The sequence below is a fragment of the Neisseria sp. P0019.S002 genome (assembly GCF_051957155.1).
In the GTDB taxonomy this organism is placed as follows: domain Bacteria; phylum Pseudomonadota; class Gammaproteobacteria; order Burkholderiales; family Neisseriaceae; genus Neisseria; species Neisseria perflava.
In genome coordinates, this window is sequence record NZ_JBQCWS010000001.1 from 441,541 (window position 1) to 458,355 (window position 16,815).

Here is a 16,815-nt window from a genome sequence, read left to right on the forward strand (position 1 = left end):
GACGGCCTTTTTGATATTGTTATTTGAGAGCTTAATTGCAGTATTTGTTGACGTCGTTTTGGTATTGCTTAATCAGGCTGTCGCGATTGGCCAAGCGTGCGCTTTCGGCAACTTGGCGGTTGATTTTGGCGATTTTGCAGTTTTCCAGTTTGTTTTGGCGGTTTTGCTCTTCGATTTTTTTATTGCGCTCCTCGATTTGTTTGTTTTGTTCCGCAACCTGTTCGTTGGGCTGCTCGGCAACCGGCTCAGATGCTGCAACAGCAGGCGCAACGGCAGGTTTGACGTTGTGCGTGCGGATGTTGACCACGCCGGAACGCTTCGGTTGCAGGCGGTTTGGCGTGTCGGAATAGCTGTTGCCCGATGTGCCTTTCCAAGTGTAAACCTCGGCCGCGCCGGTCAGGGCGGCGGAAGAGAGAAGGGCTGCTATCAGACAGGTTTTGAGTACGGAAGATTTCATGGGTTTCCCTTATGTAAATGATGTTCTCATGCGGCTTATTTTACTTGAAACTGCAAGGCATTGGCATATTTTTGTACGCCAAATCAAATCATGTAAAAAAATAACGTTAAAACGTGTATTGCCAATGTTAGCATCAAGCCGGTGTGATATAATGCCGTGCATCTTGCACAAACTGAAAGACCGAGCATCATGCGTATTGTAGAAAAAGCCTATACTTTCGACGACGTTTTGTTGGTTCCAGCGCACTCAAACGTGCTGCCTCGAGATGTCAAACTCCAAACCAAACTCACCCGCGATATCACGCTCAACCTCCCTCTACTTTCTGCTGCAATGGATACCGTTACCGAAGCGCGTCTGGCCATTTCTATGGCCCAAGAAGGCGGCATCGGCATTATCCATAAAAACATGACGCCGGAGTTGCAAGCGCGTGCCGTTTCCAAAGTGAAGCGCCATGAGAGCGGCGTGGTGAAAGATCCCGTTACCGTTGCGCCGACCGCATTGATCCGCGAAGTCTTGGAAATGCGTGCACAACGCAAACGCAAAATGTCCGGTCTGCCTGTTGTTGAAAACGGCAAAGTGGTCGGTATCGTGACTAACCGCGACCTGCGTTTTGAAAACCGTGTCGATCTGCCGGTTTCTGCCATCATGACCCCCCGCGACCGTTTGGTTACCGTTCCTGAAGGTACCAGCATCGACGAAGCCCGCGAAATCATGCATGCGCACAAAGTTGAGCGCGTTTTGGTGTTGAACGACCGAGACGAACTCAAAGGTCTGATTACAGTTAAAGATATTCTGAAAACAACCGAATTCCCTAATGCCAACAAAGATGCCGAAGGCCGTCTGCGCGTCGGTGCCGCGGTGGGTACCGGCGGCGATACCGAAGAGCGCGTCAAAGCATTGGTAGAAGCCGGCGTGGACGTGATTGTGGTTGATACTGCCCACGGCCATAGCCAAGGCGTTATCGATCGCGTGCACTGGGTAAAAGAAACCTATCCGCACATTCAAGTCATCGGCGGCAACATCGCGACTGCTAAAGCCGCTTTGGATTTGGTGGCTGCAGGTGCGGATGCCGTTAAAGTCGGTATCGGCCCGGGCTCGATTTGTACGACCCGTATCGTGGCAGGCGTGGGCGTGCCTCAGCTGACTGCGATTCACAATGTTTCTGAAGCCCTGAAAGGTACAGGCGTTCCCCTGATTGCCGACGGCGGTATCCGCTTCTCCGGCGATATTGCCAAAGCTCTGGCAGCAGGTGCATACAGCGTCATGCTGGGCGGTATGTTTGCCGGTACGGAAGAAGCTCCGGGCGAAATCGAACTTTACCAAGGCCGCTCTTACAAGTCTTACCGCGGCATGGGTTCGTTGGGTGCGATGAGCCAAGGTTCAGCCGACCGCTACTTCCAAGACAAAACCGACAGCACAGACAAATATGTTCCTGAAGGCATCGAAGGCCGCGTTCCTTACAAAGGTCCGATCGTGAACATCATCCACCAGCTGACCGGCGGCCTGCGCTCCAGCATGGGTTATTTGGGTTGCGCCAATATTGCTGAAATGCACGAGAAAGCAGAATTTGTGGAAATCACTTCTGCCGGTATGAGCGAATCTCACGTTCACGACGTACAAATCACTAAAGAAGCACCTAACTACCATCGTTAAACCAGTATAAAAAGGTCGTCTGAAAATATTTCAGACGGCCTTTCTGTTTTTATAAGGTTTTAAAAATGAAGCAAATATTGTTTGCCGCCGTTTAGCCTGGTGTTTCAGGTTGGGTATTTGCAGAATTTGCCGAATAATTGGGAAGACGAACGCTTCATGCGCTGAAATGACATGTATCAACTAGTACGTTTTGAACTGAGAGATTAAACCGAGTTTCAGACGGCCTTTTAAAAATCGTATTACAATAAGCCAAAATTAAAAACACATTCCATTATGTCCAAAAGAATCCTGATTATTACCCCAAGCTGGATTGGCGACTGCGTCATGACCCAACCGCTTTATTGCCGTTTGCATGAGCTGCATCCCGGCTGCACCATTGATGCTTTTGCGCCCAAATGGTCGATGGCCGTATTTGAGCGCATGCCTGAAATCAACCGTGTGATGGAAAATCCGTTTGGACATGGTGCATTAGAATTGAAAAAACGCTGGCGTATCGGGCGTGAATTGGGAAAAGAAGGCTATGATCAAGTGATTGTTTTGCCTGGTTCGCTCAAATCCGCCATTATTGCCTTGGCTACGGGCATCAAGCAGCGTACGGGCTACGTCGGCGAGTCGCGCTATTTTTTGTTGAACGATATCCGTAAGTTGGATAAGGCAGTATTGCCTCTTATGGTTGACCGCTATACTGCGCTGGCGCATCCGACCCAAGCGGATTTTAACGGGCATTCCGATAATCCGTGTTTCACGATTGATCCTAAAAGCCGTCAAGCCGCTCTGGAAAAACATGGTTTGACGACGGATAAACCGATTTTGGCATTTTGTCCCGGTGCGGAATATGGCCCGGCCAAGCGTTGGCCTGCACGTCATTTTGCCGAACTCGGCCGCCGATATTTAGCCGAGGGTTGGCAGGTTTGGCTGTTTGGTTCGCAAAAAGATTTTGATATTGCAGATGAAATCAACCGACTTTCAGATGGCCTGTGTACCAATCTTTGCGGCAAAACCAATCTTCCGGAGGCGATTGATCTGTTGTCTTGCGCTGATACGGTCGTGTGTAACGACAGCGGTCTGATGCACCTTGCGGCCGCGCTTGATCGGAAATTGGTTGCGGTTTACGGCTCATCCAGCCCTGACCATACGCCGCCTCTCAGCCAAAAGGCAAAAATCGTCAGCTTGAATTTGGATTGTTCACCTTGTTTCAAACGTGAATGTCCGTTGGGGCATACGGATTGTTTGAACAAGCTGACACCGGATAGGGTGCAAAAAGCAGCGGAAGCGCTGGCTCGTTCGGCGTAATCTAATAAAGGTTAGATGGAAAACAGTAAAGGACAGATTTGAGTCTGTCTTTTTAATCTTTCGTTTCTTTTATTTTTTAACAAAAGGCCGTCTGAAAATCATATTTCAGACGGCCTTTTTTGGTTTGAAATCAATACATCTGATTATTTTTGATGCAGATGATAAACGTATTCGACTTCTTCGCGGCTGCCCATGAATACGGCAACACGTTGGTGCAGGCCGGTAGGTTGGATGTCGAGCATGGCTTCGATGGCGTTATTTGATGCGCCGCCGGCTTGTTCCATAAGCAGGCTCATCGGGTTGGCTTCGTACATCAGGCGCAGTTTGCCCGGTTTGGATGGGTCGCGTTTATCTTGCGGATACATGAATACGCCGCCGCGCATCAGGATGCGGTGGATTTCGGCAACCATGCTGGCTACCCAGCGCATATTGTAGTTTTTGCTGCGTACGCCGGTTTCGCCTGCCAGCAATTCGTCAATGTATTGTTGAACAGGGGCGAACCAATGTCTTTGGTTGGACATATTGATGGCAAATTCTTTAGTGGATTCGGGAACGCGCGGATTTTCTTTGGTCAGCAGGAATTGGTTGGCATCGTCCAGAGTGAAGACGAATACGCCGTGACCGACAGTCAGTACCAGTTGGGTTTGCGGACCGTATAAAACATAACCTGCGGCTACTTGGTCGCGGCCTTTTTGCAGGAAGGATTCGGTAGTCAATGCGCCTTCAGGTTTCGCCAAAATGGAGAAGATGGTGCCGACGGAGATGTTGACGTCGATATTGGAAGAGCCGTCCAGCGGGTCAAACAATACCAAATAGCCGCCGTTTTCATGTGTGGCGACATAGGTGTCTTCTTCTTCGCTGGCAAGACCGGCGATGTTGGAGTTCGCTTTTAAAACATCAATCATGATGTTGTTGGCGATGACGTCAAGTTTCTTTTGGTCTTCGCCTTGGATGTTGCCGGTACCTGCCATGCCCAAAACGCCAGAAAGCGCGCCGAGGCGGACTTTGGCGTTGATATCCAAACAGGCGGCGGCTACGGATTCCAATACGCTGGCCAGCTCTTGCGGCAGTTTGTGTTCGGGCAGGTGTTGGGCTAAGAATTGGTTCAGTGTCTTCATGGTTTCACTCTTTTCCTAAGTTTGAATCGGGTATTTTTCAATTTCAGGCCGTCTGAAAACGGCGTGTTCATTTGGTTTTGCTCTCGGCCATGCCTAAAACTTCTTTTGTGCAGGCGATGCTGGTGTCTTTGATGCGTTTTTTCAGCTCGTCGCTCATGGAGTCGCTGCCACCCAAAAGCGATGTCGCTTCTTCAGGATTGATTTGGTCGACTGTTTTTTCGCCGATGCAGCGGCAGATTTTTTCAGTGGTCGCGGAATCAAACGGGCTTTTTCCGGAAGCTTTTTCTACGCAGGCTTCGGTTGCCGAGCGGACAAATTCGGTGCGGAAACTTTGGGTAAATTCTTCTTTAAATTCGTCTTTTACTGATTCGCTGCACGCGCAAAGCAGGAGTGTGCAGGCTAGGGGTGTGCGTATATTCATGAGTGGACGGCCGTTAATTGTTATGTTGTGAATTGTAGTGGAAAAAGGCTTAAGTATAAAGGGTTAAGGCCGTCTGAACAGGTATGGTGGCAAAATCGAAGCGCTTGGGTATGCGTTCAGACGACAGCGTTTATTTCGTTTTGCTTTCCAATACATAATGCGCGCCGGCATCTTGCGCCAGAATTTTGGAAAGTTCGGGCAGATTGTTTTGCAACTGTTCGGTAAGCATATAGGGCGGGTTGATGATGAACATGCCGCTTCCGTGCATGCCGAAGCCGTCGCTGCGCGGCGTATGGACATGAAGCTCGGCGTGCAGATAATTGTCGGGAGCGATTTTTTTGAGTTCGTCCGGCAGTTTGCGGCTTTCTTCGCGGCTTAAACAGGGATACCAAACCATGTAACAGCCGGTTTCAAAGCGTTTCAAAGCATCTTTCAAGACTTGGACGACGCGGCGGTAGTCTTGTTTTTCTTCGTAGGGCGGATCAATTAAGACGGCGGCGCGGCGGGGCGGAGGAGGCAAGAGTGAAATCAGGCCTTGATAACCGTCCGCTTGGCTGACCTGCACTTTACGTGCAGGACGGACTTCGCGCATATTGTTTTGCAAATGGACAAAATCGGCAGGGTGCAGCTCAAAGAGGCGCATTTTGTCGCTGTCGCGCGTGAGCGCCTGTGCCAGCCAAGGCGAGCCGCAGTAAAGGTTGTCTCGCGGCAGTATTTGTTTCAGACGGCCCACAAATTCGGCCAATTCGGCAGGCAGCTTGTCAGCTTGTTCCAAGAGCGCAATGCCTTGTTTGTATTCGCCGACTTTTTGCGCTTCATCGCCGCTCAAATCATACAAACCGGCACCGCTGTGCGTATCGATATACCAATAAGGCTTGTCTTTGCGGTTGAAATATTCGAGGACGAGGAAGAGGGTAAAGTGCTTGAGCATATCGGCATGGTTGCCGGCATGGAAGGCGTGGCGGTAGCTGAGCATGATCGGGCTGCGGAAATAAAAATCCGATTATACCCCAAACTATCGCCATCACCGCTTTCAGACGGCCTTTGTGCCTGGAAAATGCTACAATATCCGCCTTATCGTACCATCGGAAAGAAGACATCATGTTTACAGGCATCGTACAAGGCATGGGCAAAATTACAGACATCGCCCAACCTTCGCCCGACTTTCGTACCCACACTGTCGAGCTGCCCCCCGAAATCGCCGACAATCTGCAAACCGGCGCCTCTGTCGCCAACAACGGCTGCTGCCTGACCATTACCCGAATCGACGGCAACAAAGTCAGCTTTGATTTGATGGACGAAACCTTACGCAAAACCAATCTCGGTAGCTTGAAAGTCGGCGACAGTGTCAATTTGGAACGCGCGGCACGATTTGGCGATGAAATCGGCGGACATGTGATGAGCGGCCATGTGATGGCTGTTACCCGAATTTCCCGAATTGAATCCAGCGAGTTCAACCGCACAGTTTGGTTTGAGCTGCCGGAAAACCTCAAACCCTACATCCTGACCAAAGGCTTTGTCGGTTTGGACGGCTGCAGCCTGACCATAGGCGAAGTCAGCGACAGCGAATTTTGCGTACACCTGATTCCGGAGACTTTGGAGCGTACCCTGTTTGGCAGCCGCAAAGAAGGCGACCTCATCAATATTGAAATCGATCCGCAAACCCAAGCCGTTGTCGATACCGTGATGCGTGTATTGGCGCAAAAGGCCGTCTGAAAAAAAGAAAGCCAAAATGAAATTATCCAATTTTTTGAAAAAAGCGAATTCCGTTTTAAACCGTCTGGATTTAATCCTGCCTGACGAAGCCGGTAAAACCGACTGGCGCGCTTTGGCCTACCGTTGGCACAGCGTGGGCAAAAAAGGTATTTTGGAAAGCCTGCCGCGTCCGCATACGTTTCCTTTGAGCAGATTGGCGGCAGTCGGTTCGCAAACCGACAGACTGAAACGCAATACCGAGCAATTTTTGGCAGGCCGTCCGGCAAATAATGTCTTGATGACCGGCGCGCGCGGTACAGGCAAATCCTCCTTGGTTAAAGCGTTGTTGCACGAATACGCCGAGCAGGGCCTGCGACTGATTGAAGTGGATAAAAGCGATTTGGTCAGCTTGCCGGCTTTGTTGACGCTGTTGTCCGAGCGCCCCGAGAAATTTATCGTTTTCTGCGATGATTTGTCGTTTGAAACCGGCGATGAAACCTATAAAGCCTTGAAAACTGCTTTAGACGGCGGACTGTCGCAACGTTGCACCAATGTTTTGGTTTATGCCACTTCCAACCGCCGTCATTTAATTCCTGAATACATGGATGAAAACGGCGGTACTACGGGCACTCGCGGCGAAATCCATCAGAAAGAGGCTGTTGAGGAGAAAATCTCCCTTTCCGACCGCTTCGGCTTATGGCTGAGTTTTTATCCTTTCGATCAAAACGATTATTTGACCGCCGTGGCGAACTGGTTGGACGATTTCAATGTGCCTTTTGACGATACGGCGCGCCAAGCTGCGTTGCAATGGGCGCAAATGCGCGGCAGCCGTTCAGGCCGCTCGGCATGGCAGTTTGCCTGCGATTGGGCAGGCCGGTTGCCGGAAGAAAGAGTGCTGGATTAAGGCTGAAAAAGTAAAGGCCGTCTGAATATGGTTTCAGATGGCCTTTTTGTATTTTATTTATCCATCAGCGCAAGCATGAAGACAACCATTGCTGGCGTTGGCGCGGATTGAGCAGATGATAGAAGCGGTATTGGATTTCCATTTCATCCACCGCATAGTCCATGCTGGAGAGGTAGCGGTTTTCAACATAATCGCGGGCGGCGTTTGAGTCGAATGAGTCGCCGGAGAGGATTTTGATGATGGTTTGACGGCGGTTGCGGTCGGAGCGTACGGTTTTGCGGTAGGCTTTATCGTTGATCTGTTTGAAGTCGGTACGCAGGCGGCGCAGGGCGGCGTGTTGGTCGGCGGATAAATTGAGCTGTCGAATGTCGCAATTCGGGTGGAAGTCGTCCAAAGTGGCCAGAAACGGACCGGCATATGCAGGCAGACTGGAACAGAGTAGGGCGAGTGCTAAGAAAATAAAAGTCGGATAGCGGGAAAGTGCAACAGACACGGTGTTTTCCTAATGTTTCATCAGGTTTGGAAATATAACCGATAAGCGTGTGAAAGGCAGTATCAATGCAGTTAACTTTTGTTAATGATGTTAGATTTTTTTGCACATGTATGTAATCTAATAATTTATTTTCAAAGCCTTACTATGTGATTATAAGTTTCATTAATGTATATGAAATGTAAATTCATAAAAATGACGGTAGAGACGTTGTCGGCGGCATACAACATAGGGTTAAAAATGCGATAATGACAAAGGAACACACTTTAGGAGAATAAACATGACCGACTACCGTATTGCCCCCAGTATTTTGTCCGCTGATTTTGCCCGCTTGGGCGAAGAGGTTGCCGAAGTTATCCGCGCCGGTGCGGATTTGATTCATTTTGACGTGATGGACAATCATTATGTGCCGAATCTGACTTTCGGCCCTATGGTTTGCGCGGCTTTGAAACCGTATGCAACCGTGCCGGTCGATGTGCATTTGATGGTTGAGCCGGTGGACGATTTGATTCATGCGTTTGCCAAAGCCGGTGCCAATATCATTACCTTTCATCCGGAAGCCAGCCGCCACATCGACCGCAGCTTGGGTTTGATTAAAGAATACGGCTGCCAGGCAGGCTTAGTATTGAATCCTGCCACGCCGGTCAATATTCTGGAAAACGTTTTGGACAAACTGGATATGGTGTTGCTGATGTCGGTCAACCCGGGCTTCGGCGGACAAAGCTTTATCCCGAATACACTGGTGAAAATCCGCAAAGTGCGCGAGATGTTGGACGAGTATGAACGGCAAAGCGGCCGCCATATCGCATTGGAAGTCGATGGCGGCGTGAAAACAGACAATATTGCTGAAATTGCGGCGGCGGGTGCGGATACGTTTGTCGCCGGTTCGGCGATTTTTGGCAAACCGGATTACAAAGCCGTTATCGATGAAATGCGCCAACAGTTGGCGCAAGTCGGATAACCAAGCCGGGATATTCTTAGTTTCCAAACTTTAAATAATCAATGTTTAATATTAAAGGCCGTCTGAAATAATTTTCAGACGGCCTTTTGTTTTAGCCTAAACCCTTACAGCGGCCATTTCAATGCAGGATTGCTTTCAATGACTGCTTTGAATTGGTTTTGAATACGTTCAATCGCTTCTTGCGTATCCGCTTCAAAACGCAACACCAAAATCGGTGTGGTATTGGAAGCACGCATCAGGCCGAAGCCGTCGGGGAATTCAACGCGCAAGCCGTCGATGGTGATGATTTCGGTCGCACCTTCAAACTTGGCATTGGCAGCCAGCTCTTCAATCACTTTGTGGCCGTTGCTGCCTTCGGGCAGGTCGATGTTGAGTTCCGGAGTGGAAATGCTTTGTGGCAGCTTGTTCAATACTTCGGACGGATTGTCGAAGGCAGACAGGATTTCCAAGAGGCGTGCGCCGGCATACATACCGTCGTCGAAGCCGAACCAGCGTTCTTTAAAGAAGATGTGTCCGCTCATTTCGCCGGCAACCAGTGCGCCGGTTTTTTTCATGGTGGATTTGATGAAGCTGTGGCCGGTTTTTTCCATCACAGGTTCGCCACTGTGTTCTTTAATCCAAGGCGCAAGCAGACGGGTGGATTTGACGTCGAAAATCACTTTGGCTTTAGGATTGCGGCTCAACACGTCTTGTGCGAAAAGCATCAGTTGGCGGTCCGGATAGATGATGTTGCCGTCTTTGGTAACCACGCCCAAGCGGTCGGCATCGCCGTCAAATGCCAAGCCGATTTCGGCATTGCCGTTTTTGAGTTCGACAATGAGGTCTTGCAGGTTTTTCGGTTTGGAAGGGTCGGGGTGGTGATTAGGGAAGTTGCCGTCCACTTCGCAGAAAAGTTCGGTAACTTCATTGCCCAAACCTTTGTAGAGTTTGCCTGCAAATGCGCCGCCGACACCGTTGCCCGCGTCAATCACGATTTTCATCGGGCGTTTGAGCTTGATATGGCCGACGATGTTGTTGTGGTATTCGCCGGAGATGTCTTTTTCGGTTACGCTGCCTTGTTTGTCGGCGGCAACAAAACCGTCTTTTTCAACAATAGCTAAAAGTTCTTGAATGGCTTCGCCTGCGAGCGTGTCGCCGCCGAGCATCATTTTGAAACCGTTGTAATCGGGCGGATTGTGGCTGCCGGTAATCATTACGCCGCTGCCGCCGCATTCGTTGATGGCTGCGAAGTAGAGCATAGGGGTGGCAACCATGCCGACGTTGAGGACGTCGATGCCGCTGTCTGTAAAACCGCGTTGAATTTGTGCCATCAGGCCGGGGCCGCTCAAACGGCCGTCGCGACCGAGTGCGATGCGGGTAATGCCTTTTTCTAAGGCTTTGGTGGCAATGGCTTTGCCAATTAAGTAGGCAGCTTCGTCGGTCAGGGTTTTACCGACGATGCCTCGGATGTCGTAGGCTTTGAAAATGTCGCGGGCGATATTTGCCATGTGGATTTCCTTTGAATTTAAGGGAAAATAATAGGCGTTATTTTAACACGGCTAAAAGGCCGTCTGAAGAATTCAGACGGCCTTTTGTCGTTACATCAAAGAACAGTGTTGTTTGGACGAATCAATTGTTGAAAGTGTTGCACTGGTTGATATCGCCGCTTTCCAAGCCGCGCTTGAGCCAAGTCATGCGTTCTTCGGACGAGCCATGGGTAAAGCTGTCGGGAACGACATAGCCCTGAGCCTGTTTCTGCAAGCGGTCGTCGCCGACGGATTCAGCGGCCAGCATGGCTTTTTGAATGTCTTCGGCTTTGAAGATATTGTTGTTGACGGCGTAGTGTCCCCAAATACCGGCGAAGCAGTCGGCCTGTAATTCGAGTTTGACGGAAAGGGCATTGGCCTCTTTTTTGCCGACTTGTTGTTGCATTTTGTGGACTTTAGGCAGAATGCCGAGCAGGTTTTGAACGTGATGGCCGACTTCATGGGCAATAACGTAGGCAAACGCAGCATCGCTGGCGGATTCGAGCTTGGTACGCATGTCTTCGTAGAAGCTCAAATCCAAATAAACTTTTTGGTCGCCCGGGCAGTAAAACGGCCCCATGGCTGATTGGCCCATACCGCAGGCGGTGGACGTACCGCCTTCATACAACACCATGGTTGTTGGCGTGTAGCGTTGGCTGTGTTGTTGGAAATATTTGCTCCATGCTTTTTCCGTATCGGCAAGGACGACGCGGGACAGTTCGTTTAATTCGGCTTCTTGTTGGCTGTCGAGTCGGGAAGCTTGCTGGGTAGGAATGCCCATCGAAGATGAGCCGCCAACCAAACCGCTCAAATCCACGCCGTAATATGCGCCGACCAAAACCACGATAATGCCGAGTATGCCCGGCGTTTTGCCGCCACCGCCGCCACGGCTTCCGCGGCGATCTTCGACGTTTTGGCTTTGTTCACGACCTTTCCAATCCATAATGCGTATCCTGTGTAGTTTTCATGCGGCGGATTATACTATGGAATGTCAAATGTGTTTGATCGAATTGTGAATATTGCTTGAGGCCGTCTGAAAATGCGACATCGGGAAAGTGAAAACGGCAGTATCTTTCAGACGGCCTTGGTGTTTGTTAGAATGAATAAACCTACTATTGGGAGATATAAGATGAAAGTCAGCAGTAAAGCTATTGTCAACGGCGAATTTGAAGACAAATACGGCAAGCGCGGCAGTCAGTTCAGCCCGAGCGGTATGCCTTCTTATTCGATTCCTTTTGAGATCGAAGATGCGCCTGAAGGAACAAAATCGTTTGCCGTGGTGTTGGAAGACAAAGATGCCATTTCAGCATCCGGCTTCGTATGGACGCATTGGTTGATTTCGGATTTGAAACGTACTTCCGTGGCAGAAAATGAAAGTATTTCTGCAACAGATTTTACGCAGGGCGCGAACACTTGGGCGAGCGCGTTGGGTAAATTTGAAATCGAAGAGGCTTCTTTTTACGGCGGTATGGCACCACCGAACAACCGCCATCGTTATGAACTGATTGTGTACGCGCTGGATACCGTTTTGGATTTGCCGCGTGGTTTCCGCTTTAATGAACTGCATTTTGCCATGCAGGGTCATGTGTTGGATTCGGCATGCGTAGTCGGTACTTATGATGTGTGACGGTATGCGTCATTATTGAAAAACAGCCTGTCCGTTTTTAATTCGGACAGGCTGTTTTTATGGGAAATCAAATCAATTAAACCACTTCGGCTTTAGTGATGATGACAGGTTCGCTCGGTACGTCGTCGTGGTAGCCGTGACGTTTGGTAGAAACGCCTTCGATGGTATCGACAACGTCAAAACCGTCAACGACTTTACCGAATACGGCATAGCCCCAGTCTTGAACGACGGTTTTGCCGTACAGCTCTTTAGAACGGAAGTTCAAGAAAGCGTTGTCGGCAGTGTTGATGAAGAATTGCGCGCTGGCAGAATGAGGATCGGAAGTACGCGCCATGGCGATGGTGTATTTCTCGTTAGGCAAACCGTTGGACGCTTCGTTTTGAATCGGATCGCGGGTTTCTTTTTCGTTCATGTTTTCATCCATGCCGCCGCCTTGAATCATAAAGCCTTTGATGACGCGGTGGAAGATTACGCCGTCGTAGAAGCCGTCTTTAACGTATTGCTCGAAGTTTTTAGCAGTAACGGGGGCTTTGTCGAAATCCAGTTCGATTTTGATGTCGCCTTTGTTGGTGTGCAGGATAATCATGGGTTTCCTTTCGTTAGAATCCGGTTTTAGTCATTCGTTAAATTGTGTCTGAACGAGAAACTTCAAGGCCGTCTGAAAAATATTCTTTCAGACGGCCTTGTTGTTTAGGTCGATGGTTTACATCAGTACAGCATAAGCCCACAGAGCAACCAATACCACGCAGAGGATGTTCAGCAATAAGCCGACATTCATCATTTCGCGTTGCTTGATTAAGCCTGTACCAAACACAATCGCGTTAGGCGGTGTGGCAACCGGTAACATGAAGGCACAAGATGCACCGACACCGATGACGAATACCAAGACTTGTTCAGGCAGACCCATTTGCGCGGCAATGCTGGCGAAAATAGGCACAAGCAGGGCGGCGGAGGCGGTGTTACTGGTGAACTCGGTCAGGAAGATGATGAAGGTCGCAACCACGAAAATCACCAGCAAAGCAGGAGAATGGGAGAACGTGGAAGCAACTTGCTGACCCAGTGCTTCAGATGCGCCGGAAGATTGCAGCAATGCGCTCAAGCTGATACCGCCACCGAAGAGCATCAATACACCCCAGTCGGTATTACGGGCAACTTCTTTCCATTGCGCCACGCCGAATACGACGACGGCAACGGCGGCAATCAGGGCGATAACGGTATCGGGGTTGGAAATGCCGAATGCAGCTTTGATTTTGGAGCTGAATACCCAAGCGATGGCTGCGGCTAAGAAAATCAACAGCGCGATAACGCGGTGCAAAGTCCAAGGAATAGATTCGGCTTTAACTTCCACGCGCTCGTTCAAATTAGGTTTGAGGATGACGTACATGGAGAACAGCATCAGCGGCAGAATCAACAGCATCATCGGCAGGCCGAGCTTCATCCAGCCGACGAAGTCCAAGTTCAGCGCTTTGGCAGCAATCATGTTTGGCGGCGAACCGACCACGGTACCCAAGCCGCCGATACTGGCGCAGTAGGCGATGCCAAGCAGGACGAAGACGTAGGTTTTGCGTTCTTTTTCTTGATCGAGGTGGCTCATCATACCCATGGCCAAAGGCAGCATCATGGCGGCGGTTGCGGTGTTGCTGATCCACATAGACAGGAAGGCGGTAACGGCAAACAGCATCAGCACGGCAACTTTCATATTGCCGCGGGACAGGCGCAACAGGCTGACGGCGATTTTACGGTCGAGACGTTGCATGTGCAGTGCGGTGGCAAGTGCGAAGCCGCCGAAGAAGATGTAAATCGTCGGATCGGCAAAGCCCGCCATCGCCTTTTTGATGTCCATGTCGGGGAAGCCGAGTACGACGGCGAGAATCGGCACCATCAATGCGGTTACCGTAATGTGGACGGCTTCGGTAAACCAAAGCGCGGCAACGAAAATCAACAGCGCGATGCCTTTGTTGGCGTCGGGGCTGTAGGGAAGGATGTAATAAATGCCGAAGCAGACAACAGCAGAGATAATGGTCGTCAGCAGTCCTTTAAAATCGGTAATCGGCTTCTGCGCACTGAGAAGCTCGACGTTCTCAGGATGCTGAGTCTTATCCTTGGCGTTTAAGTCCATGATGTATTCCTCTGAAACATGATTGGTTTTTCTTTTCAGCCGTACGTTCAGACGGCCTAATAGACGACAGTATATTTGTAATTTAATGTAGTGTAAACAAATTGTAAATTATTTTTTAAAAATGAAATGAAAACCGGATAAGCAGCAAGAAAACTGCTTATCCGGCGGAATGAAGACCCATCGTGGGTTAATAAGCATCAGGACAAATCGGTAAAACTGCCAAAATTACGGCCGGGTCAGTAATACCATCCTGATTTATATGGATTTAAACATTTTGCGTCAGATTGTCTTGTTCCTTAAACAACAAACCGCAAACGGCCAAACCTGCCGCCGCCAGCAAGGCTCCGGCAATGCCGATATTGGAAAGGCCGAACCAGACGGTTACATAATGTCCCAAAAGCGCACCGCCGCCGATGCCGACATTGTACAAACCTGAATAAATCGAGTTGGCCACATCTGTTGCATCCGAGGCGAATGCCAAGACCTTCGATACCATGCCCAAGCTGACGATGACGATGGCCACGCCCCAAATAAACACCAGCGCGTACACCGCATAAGGGAAAGAGGCAAACGGCAGAAGCAGCAGAGCGGAGAGCAGGATGACCGCCACCGCGCCAAGCATAAACAGGCGTTGCGATTTGGCAAACCATTTGCCAAACAGATAAGAAGCGGCGAAGCCTGCCAAACCGTATAGGCTCAAAACGATGGTGACCTGTTCAGCCTTAAATCCGCCAACTTGCAATACAAAAGGCTCGATATAGCTGTATGCCGTGAAATGTGCCGTAATAATCAATACCGTCATGGTATAGAGCAGCATCAGGTTGCGGCGTTTGAACAAACTCGGCAGGCTGCTTAAAGAGCCGGTATTTTGGCTGGGTAAAGCAGGCAGGTTTTTGGCCAACACCAGCATTACGCCGGCAGCGCAAACCCCGATCAGTAGGAAGCTGAGCTGCCAGCCGAAGTATTGCCCGACCACGCGTCCCAGCGGAATACCCAAAACCATCGCCAAAACCGTACCCGTACTGAGCAGGCCCAAAGCCTGATTGGTTTTGCCGGTGGGAGCAAGCCGTACCGCCAAAGAAGCCGTAATCGACCAAAATACCGCGTGTGTCAGCGCAATCCCGATACGGCTGACCAAGAGGATGTTGAAGTTCCAAGAAAAGAACGACAGCGCGTGAAACAGCGCAAACAGTGCAAACAGCATCAGCAATAATTTGCGCCGTTCGATGTTTTTCGTCATCAGCATCAGCGGCAGCGAAAGGAGCGCAACAATCCACGCATACACCGTAATCATCATGCCCACTTCCGTTGCCGCTTTGCCAAAGCTCTGACCGATGTCGCTCAAAAGCGCAATCGGAATGTATTCGGTGGTATTGAAAATAAACGCCCCCACCGCCAGCGCGCATACGCTAACCCATTGTTTGAATGTTGAAGTCATTATTATGTCCGTTTGATGAAGCAAAAGGTGTTATTGTACGCCTATCTGCATTTTTCAGACGGCCTTAATGAAGAATTTGCAAGCTGTTTGCGTAAGGAGTAAAGTGTTCGGCAACCATATTTGTGTGAATGAAAGGAAATACAAATGCAAACTGTTACCCTCAACATCGACGGCATGACCTGCGGCGGCTGCGTGAAAAGCGTAACCCGTCTTTTGGAAGGCGTAGAAGGCGTGGAAAAAGCAGAAGTCAGCTTGGAAAACAAAAATGCAGTGATTACTTTCGATGAAAGCAAGACGGATGCCGACGCGCTGATTGATGCCGTAGAAGACGGCGGCTACGATGTGGCTTTGTAACCGATAAGCGTATTTTTGAATAAAGGCCGTCTGAAACGCTTCAGACGGCCTTTGTCTCTTGATAACTTACTTTTTGCCATTATTTGGATTACACCGCCACACGGGTAAACAAAAGTTTTCGCGCATATCTGAGCAAAGCGGCGGCAAGTGGCTGCCGTATTACGACGAGGCCTGTACCAAACCGTTAGCGGCCGACTAAGGCTACCTGAAACTTTTCAGGTAGCCTGTTTCTATTCTGCCCAAGCCGCCTAACGCTCCTCCAGCCCGGCCAAAATCGCACAATCCGGGCAGTCGTCTCCCGTGCAGGCATCGTGCCAACGTTGCAGCTCGGCCACCATGCCCTGCAAGCGTTCGATTTTGGCTTCCAGCTCGGCGATGTGCCGCGCGGTGAGCGTTTTCACTTCGCGGCTGGTACGCTGCGGGTCGTGTTGCAGGCTCAAAAGCTGCCCGATCTGCGGCAGCGAAAAGCCCACTTCCCGCGCATGGCGGATAAAGCGCAGCCGGACAAGGTCGGCCTGTCCGTAGCGGCGGTAGCCCGCTTCGCTGCGCGCGGCCGGGGCGATTAGGCCGTGCTTTTCGTAGTCGCGGATTTGTTTGGCGGAAAGGCCGCTCTCGGCCGCGGCCTGGCTGATGTTCATCATGATGCTTGACCTTTACTTCGGGTAAAGCTTTATAGTGGCGGCACTTAGCGGGAAAGCAAGAGCAGACCCATCATTTCAGGTTACCTGAAAGCTTTGGCTGCAACGGGCTTTAAAACCTCAGCCTCATTCCAACAGAAAG

18 protein-coding genes are annotated in these 16,815 nt (G+C 50.2%); 7 read left to right on the forward strand and 11 right to left on the reverse strand.

Annotated elements, in window-relative coordinates:
• Positions 1 to 31 precede the first annotated feature (31 nt).
• Positions 32 to 457, reverse strand: a complete 426-nt coding sequence (locus ACTHTY_RS02125; protein WP_070625407.1) for a DUF4124 domain-containing protein — start codon at positions 455 to 457, stop codon at positions 32 to 34.
• Between the two features lie 189 nt (positions 458 to 646).
• On the opposite strand from ACTHTY_RS02125, the gene guaB reads away from it, so the two are divergent.
• Both guaB and waaF read left to right on the forward strand, forming a co-directional pair.
• A complete protein-coding gene (gene guaB, locus ACTHTY_RS02130; protein WP_440366314.1) occupies positions 647 to 2,110 on the forward strand; it encodes an IMP dehydrogenase in 1,464 nt (487 codons plus the stop codon).
• Positions 2,111 to 2,383: 273 nt separating this feature from the next.
• On the forward strand, positions 2,384 to 3,403 hold the full coding sequence (gene waaF, locus ACTHTY_RS02135; protein WP_440366315.1) for a lipopolysaccharide heptosyltransferase II: 1,020 nt from the start codon (positions 2,384 to 2,386) through the stop codon (positions 3,401 to 3,403).
• 143 nt (positions 3,404 to 3,546) lie between these two features.
• On the opposite strand, the gene ACTHTY_RS02140 is transcribed toward waaF, so the two are convergent.
• The 3 genes from ACTHTY_RS02140 to ACTHTY_RS02150 form a co-directional block, all read right to left on the reverse strand.
• Positions 3,547 to 4,521, reverse strand: a complete 975-nt coding sequence (locus ACTHTY_RS02140; RefSeq protein ID WP_440366316.1) for a class 1 fructose-bisphosphatase — start codon at positions 4,519 to 4,521, stop codon at positions 3,547 to 3,549.
• Positions 4,522 to 4,588: 67 nt separating this feature from the next.
• On the reverse strand, positions 4,589 to 4,942 hold the full coding sequence (locus ACTHTY_RS02145) for a hypothetical protein (protein WP_440366317.1): 354 nt from the start codon (positions 4,940 to 4,942) through the stop codon (positions 4,589 to 4,591).
• A gap of 130 nt (positions 4,943 to 5,072) precedes the next feature.
• Entirely contained in the window at positions 5,073 to 5,918 is an 846-nt protein-coding gene (locus ACTHTY_RS02150) for a 23S rRNA (adenine(2030)-N(6))-methyltransferase RlmJ (RefSeq protein WP_440366318.1), read from the reverse strand.
• A gap of 125 nt (positions 5,919 to 6,043) precedes the next feature.
• On the opposite strand from ACTHTY_RS02150, the gene ACTHTY_RS02155 reads away from it, so the two are divergent.
• Complete coding sequence (locus ACTHTY_RS02155) at positions 6,044 to 6,658, forward strand: riboflavin synthase (protein ID WP_003683409.1); 615 nt, start codon at positions 6,044 to 6,046, stop codon at positions 6,656 to 6,658.
• 16 nt (positions 6,659 to 6,674) lie between these two features.
• On the forward strand, positions 6,675 to 7,541 hold the full coding sequence (locus tag ACTHTY_RS02160; protein WP_070460903.1) for an ATP-binding protein: 867 nt from the start codon (positions 6,675 to 6,677) through the stop codon (positions 7,539 to 7,541).
• A 64-nt stretch (positions 7,542 to 7,605) separates the two neighbouring features.
• Here the strand turns inward: ACTHTY_RS02160 and ACTHTY_RS02165 are convergent, their stop codons facing one another.
• Positions 7,606 to 8,034 (reverse strand): Spy/CpxP family protein refolding chaperone, encoded by a 429-nt coding sequence (locus tag ACTHTY_RS02165; RefSeq protein WP_070460901.1) that lies wholly within the window; start codon positions 8,032 to 8,034, stop codon positions 7,606 to 7,608.
• 277 nt (positions 8,035 to 8,311) lie between these two features.
• Between ACTHTY_RS02165 and rpe the strand changes: the two genes are divergently transcribed.
• On the forward strand, positions 8,312 to 8,992 hold the full coding sequence (rpe, locus tag ACTHTY_RS02170) for a ribulose-phosphate 3-epimerase (RefSeq protein ID WP_036490579.1): 681 nt from the start codon (positions 8,312 to 8,314) through the stop codon (positions 8,990 to 8,992).
• Positions 8,993 to 9,096: 104 nt separating this feature from the next.
• Here rpe and ACTHTY_RS02175 read toward each other — a convergent pair whose 3' ends face one another.
• Both ACTHTY_RS02175 and ypfJ read right to left on the reverse strand, forming a co-directional pair.
• Positions 9,097 to 10,479, reverse strand: coding sequence for a phosphomannomutase/phosphoglucomutase (locus ACTHTY_RS02175; RefSeq protein WP_440366319.1), 1,383 nt, complete (start codon positions 10,477 to 10,479; stop codon positions 9,097 to 9,099).
• 121 nt (positions 10,480 to 10,600) lie between these two features.
• Positions 10,601 to 11,440: a KPN_02809 family neutral zinc metallopeptidase gene (gene ypfJ, locus ACTHTY_RS02180; protein ID WP_440366320.1), complete on the reverse strand. Its 840-nt coding sequence runs from the start codon at positions 11,438 to 11,440 to the stop codon at positions 10,601 to 10,603.
• A 186-nt stretch (positions 11,441 to 11,626) separates the two neighbouring features.
• Here ypfJ and ACTHTY_RS02185 point away from each other — a divergent pair, with 186 nt between their 5' ends.
• On the forward strand, positions 11,627 to 12,124 hold the full coding sequence (locus ACTHTY_RS02185) for a YbhB/YbcL family Raf kinase inhibitor-like protein (protein WP_002232090.1): 498 nt from the start codon (positions 11,627 to 11,629) through the stop codon (positions 12,122 to 12,124).
• Between the two features lie 76 nt (positions 12,125 to 12,200).
• Here ACTHTY_RS02185 and ACTHTY_RS02190 read toward each other — a convergent pair whose 3' ends face one another.
• The 3 genes from ACTHTY_RS02190 to ACTHTY_RS02200 form a co-directional block, all read right to left on the reverse strand.
• The gene (locus ACTHTY_RS02190) at positions 12,201 to 12,710 is read right to left on the reverse strand and encodes a peptidylprolyl isomerase (RefSeq protein ID WP_440366321.1); all 510 of its coding nucleotides are present in this window, start codon (positions 12,708 to 12,710) and stop codon (positions 12,201 to 12,203) included.
• 117 nt (positions 12,711 to 12,827) lie between these two features.
• Entirely contained in the window at positions 12,828 to 14,243 is a 1,416-nt protein-coding gene (locus tag ACTHTY_RS02195; protein WP_254323752.1) for an SLC13 family permease, read from the reverse strand.
• 265 nt (positions 14,244 to 14,508) lie between these two features.
• A complete protein-coding gene (locus ACTHTY_RS02200; protein ID WP_440366322.1) occupies positions 14,509 to 15,681 on the reverse strand; it encodes a sugar transporter in 1,173 nt (390 codons plus the stop codon).
• A gap of 144 nt (positions 15,682 to 15,825) precedes the next feature.
• Between ACTHTY_RS02200 and ACTHTY_RS02205 the strand changes: the two genes are divergently transcribed.
• Positions 15,826 to 16,035 (forward strand): heavy-metal-associated domain-containing protein, encoded by a 210-nt coding sequence (locus ACTHTY_RS02205; protein ID WP_049344680.1) that lies wholly within the window; start codon positions 15,826 to 15,828, stop codon positions 16,033 to 16,035.
• A gap of 248 nt (positions 16,036 to 16,283) precedes the next feature.
• Here the strand turns inward: ACTHTY_RS02205 and cueR are convergent, their stop codons facing one another.
• A complete protein-coding gene (cueR, locus tag ACTHTY_RS02210) occupies positions 16,284 to 16,676 on the reverse strand; it encodes a Cu(I)-responsive transcriptional regulator (RefSeq protein WP_440366323.1) in 393 nt (130 codons plus the stop codon).
• Positions 16,677 to 16,815: the final 139 nt, after the last annotated feature.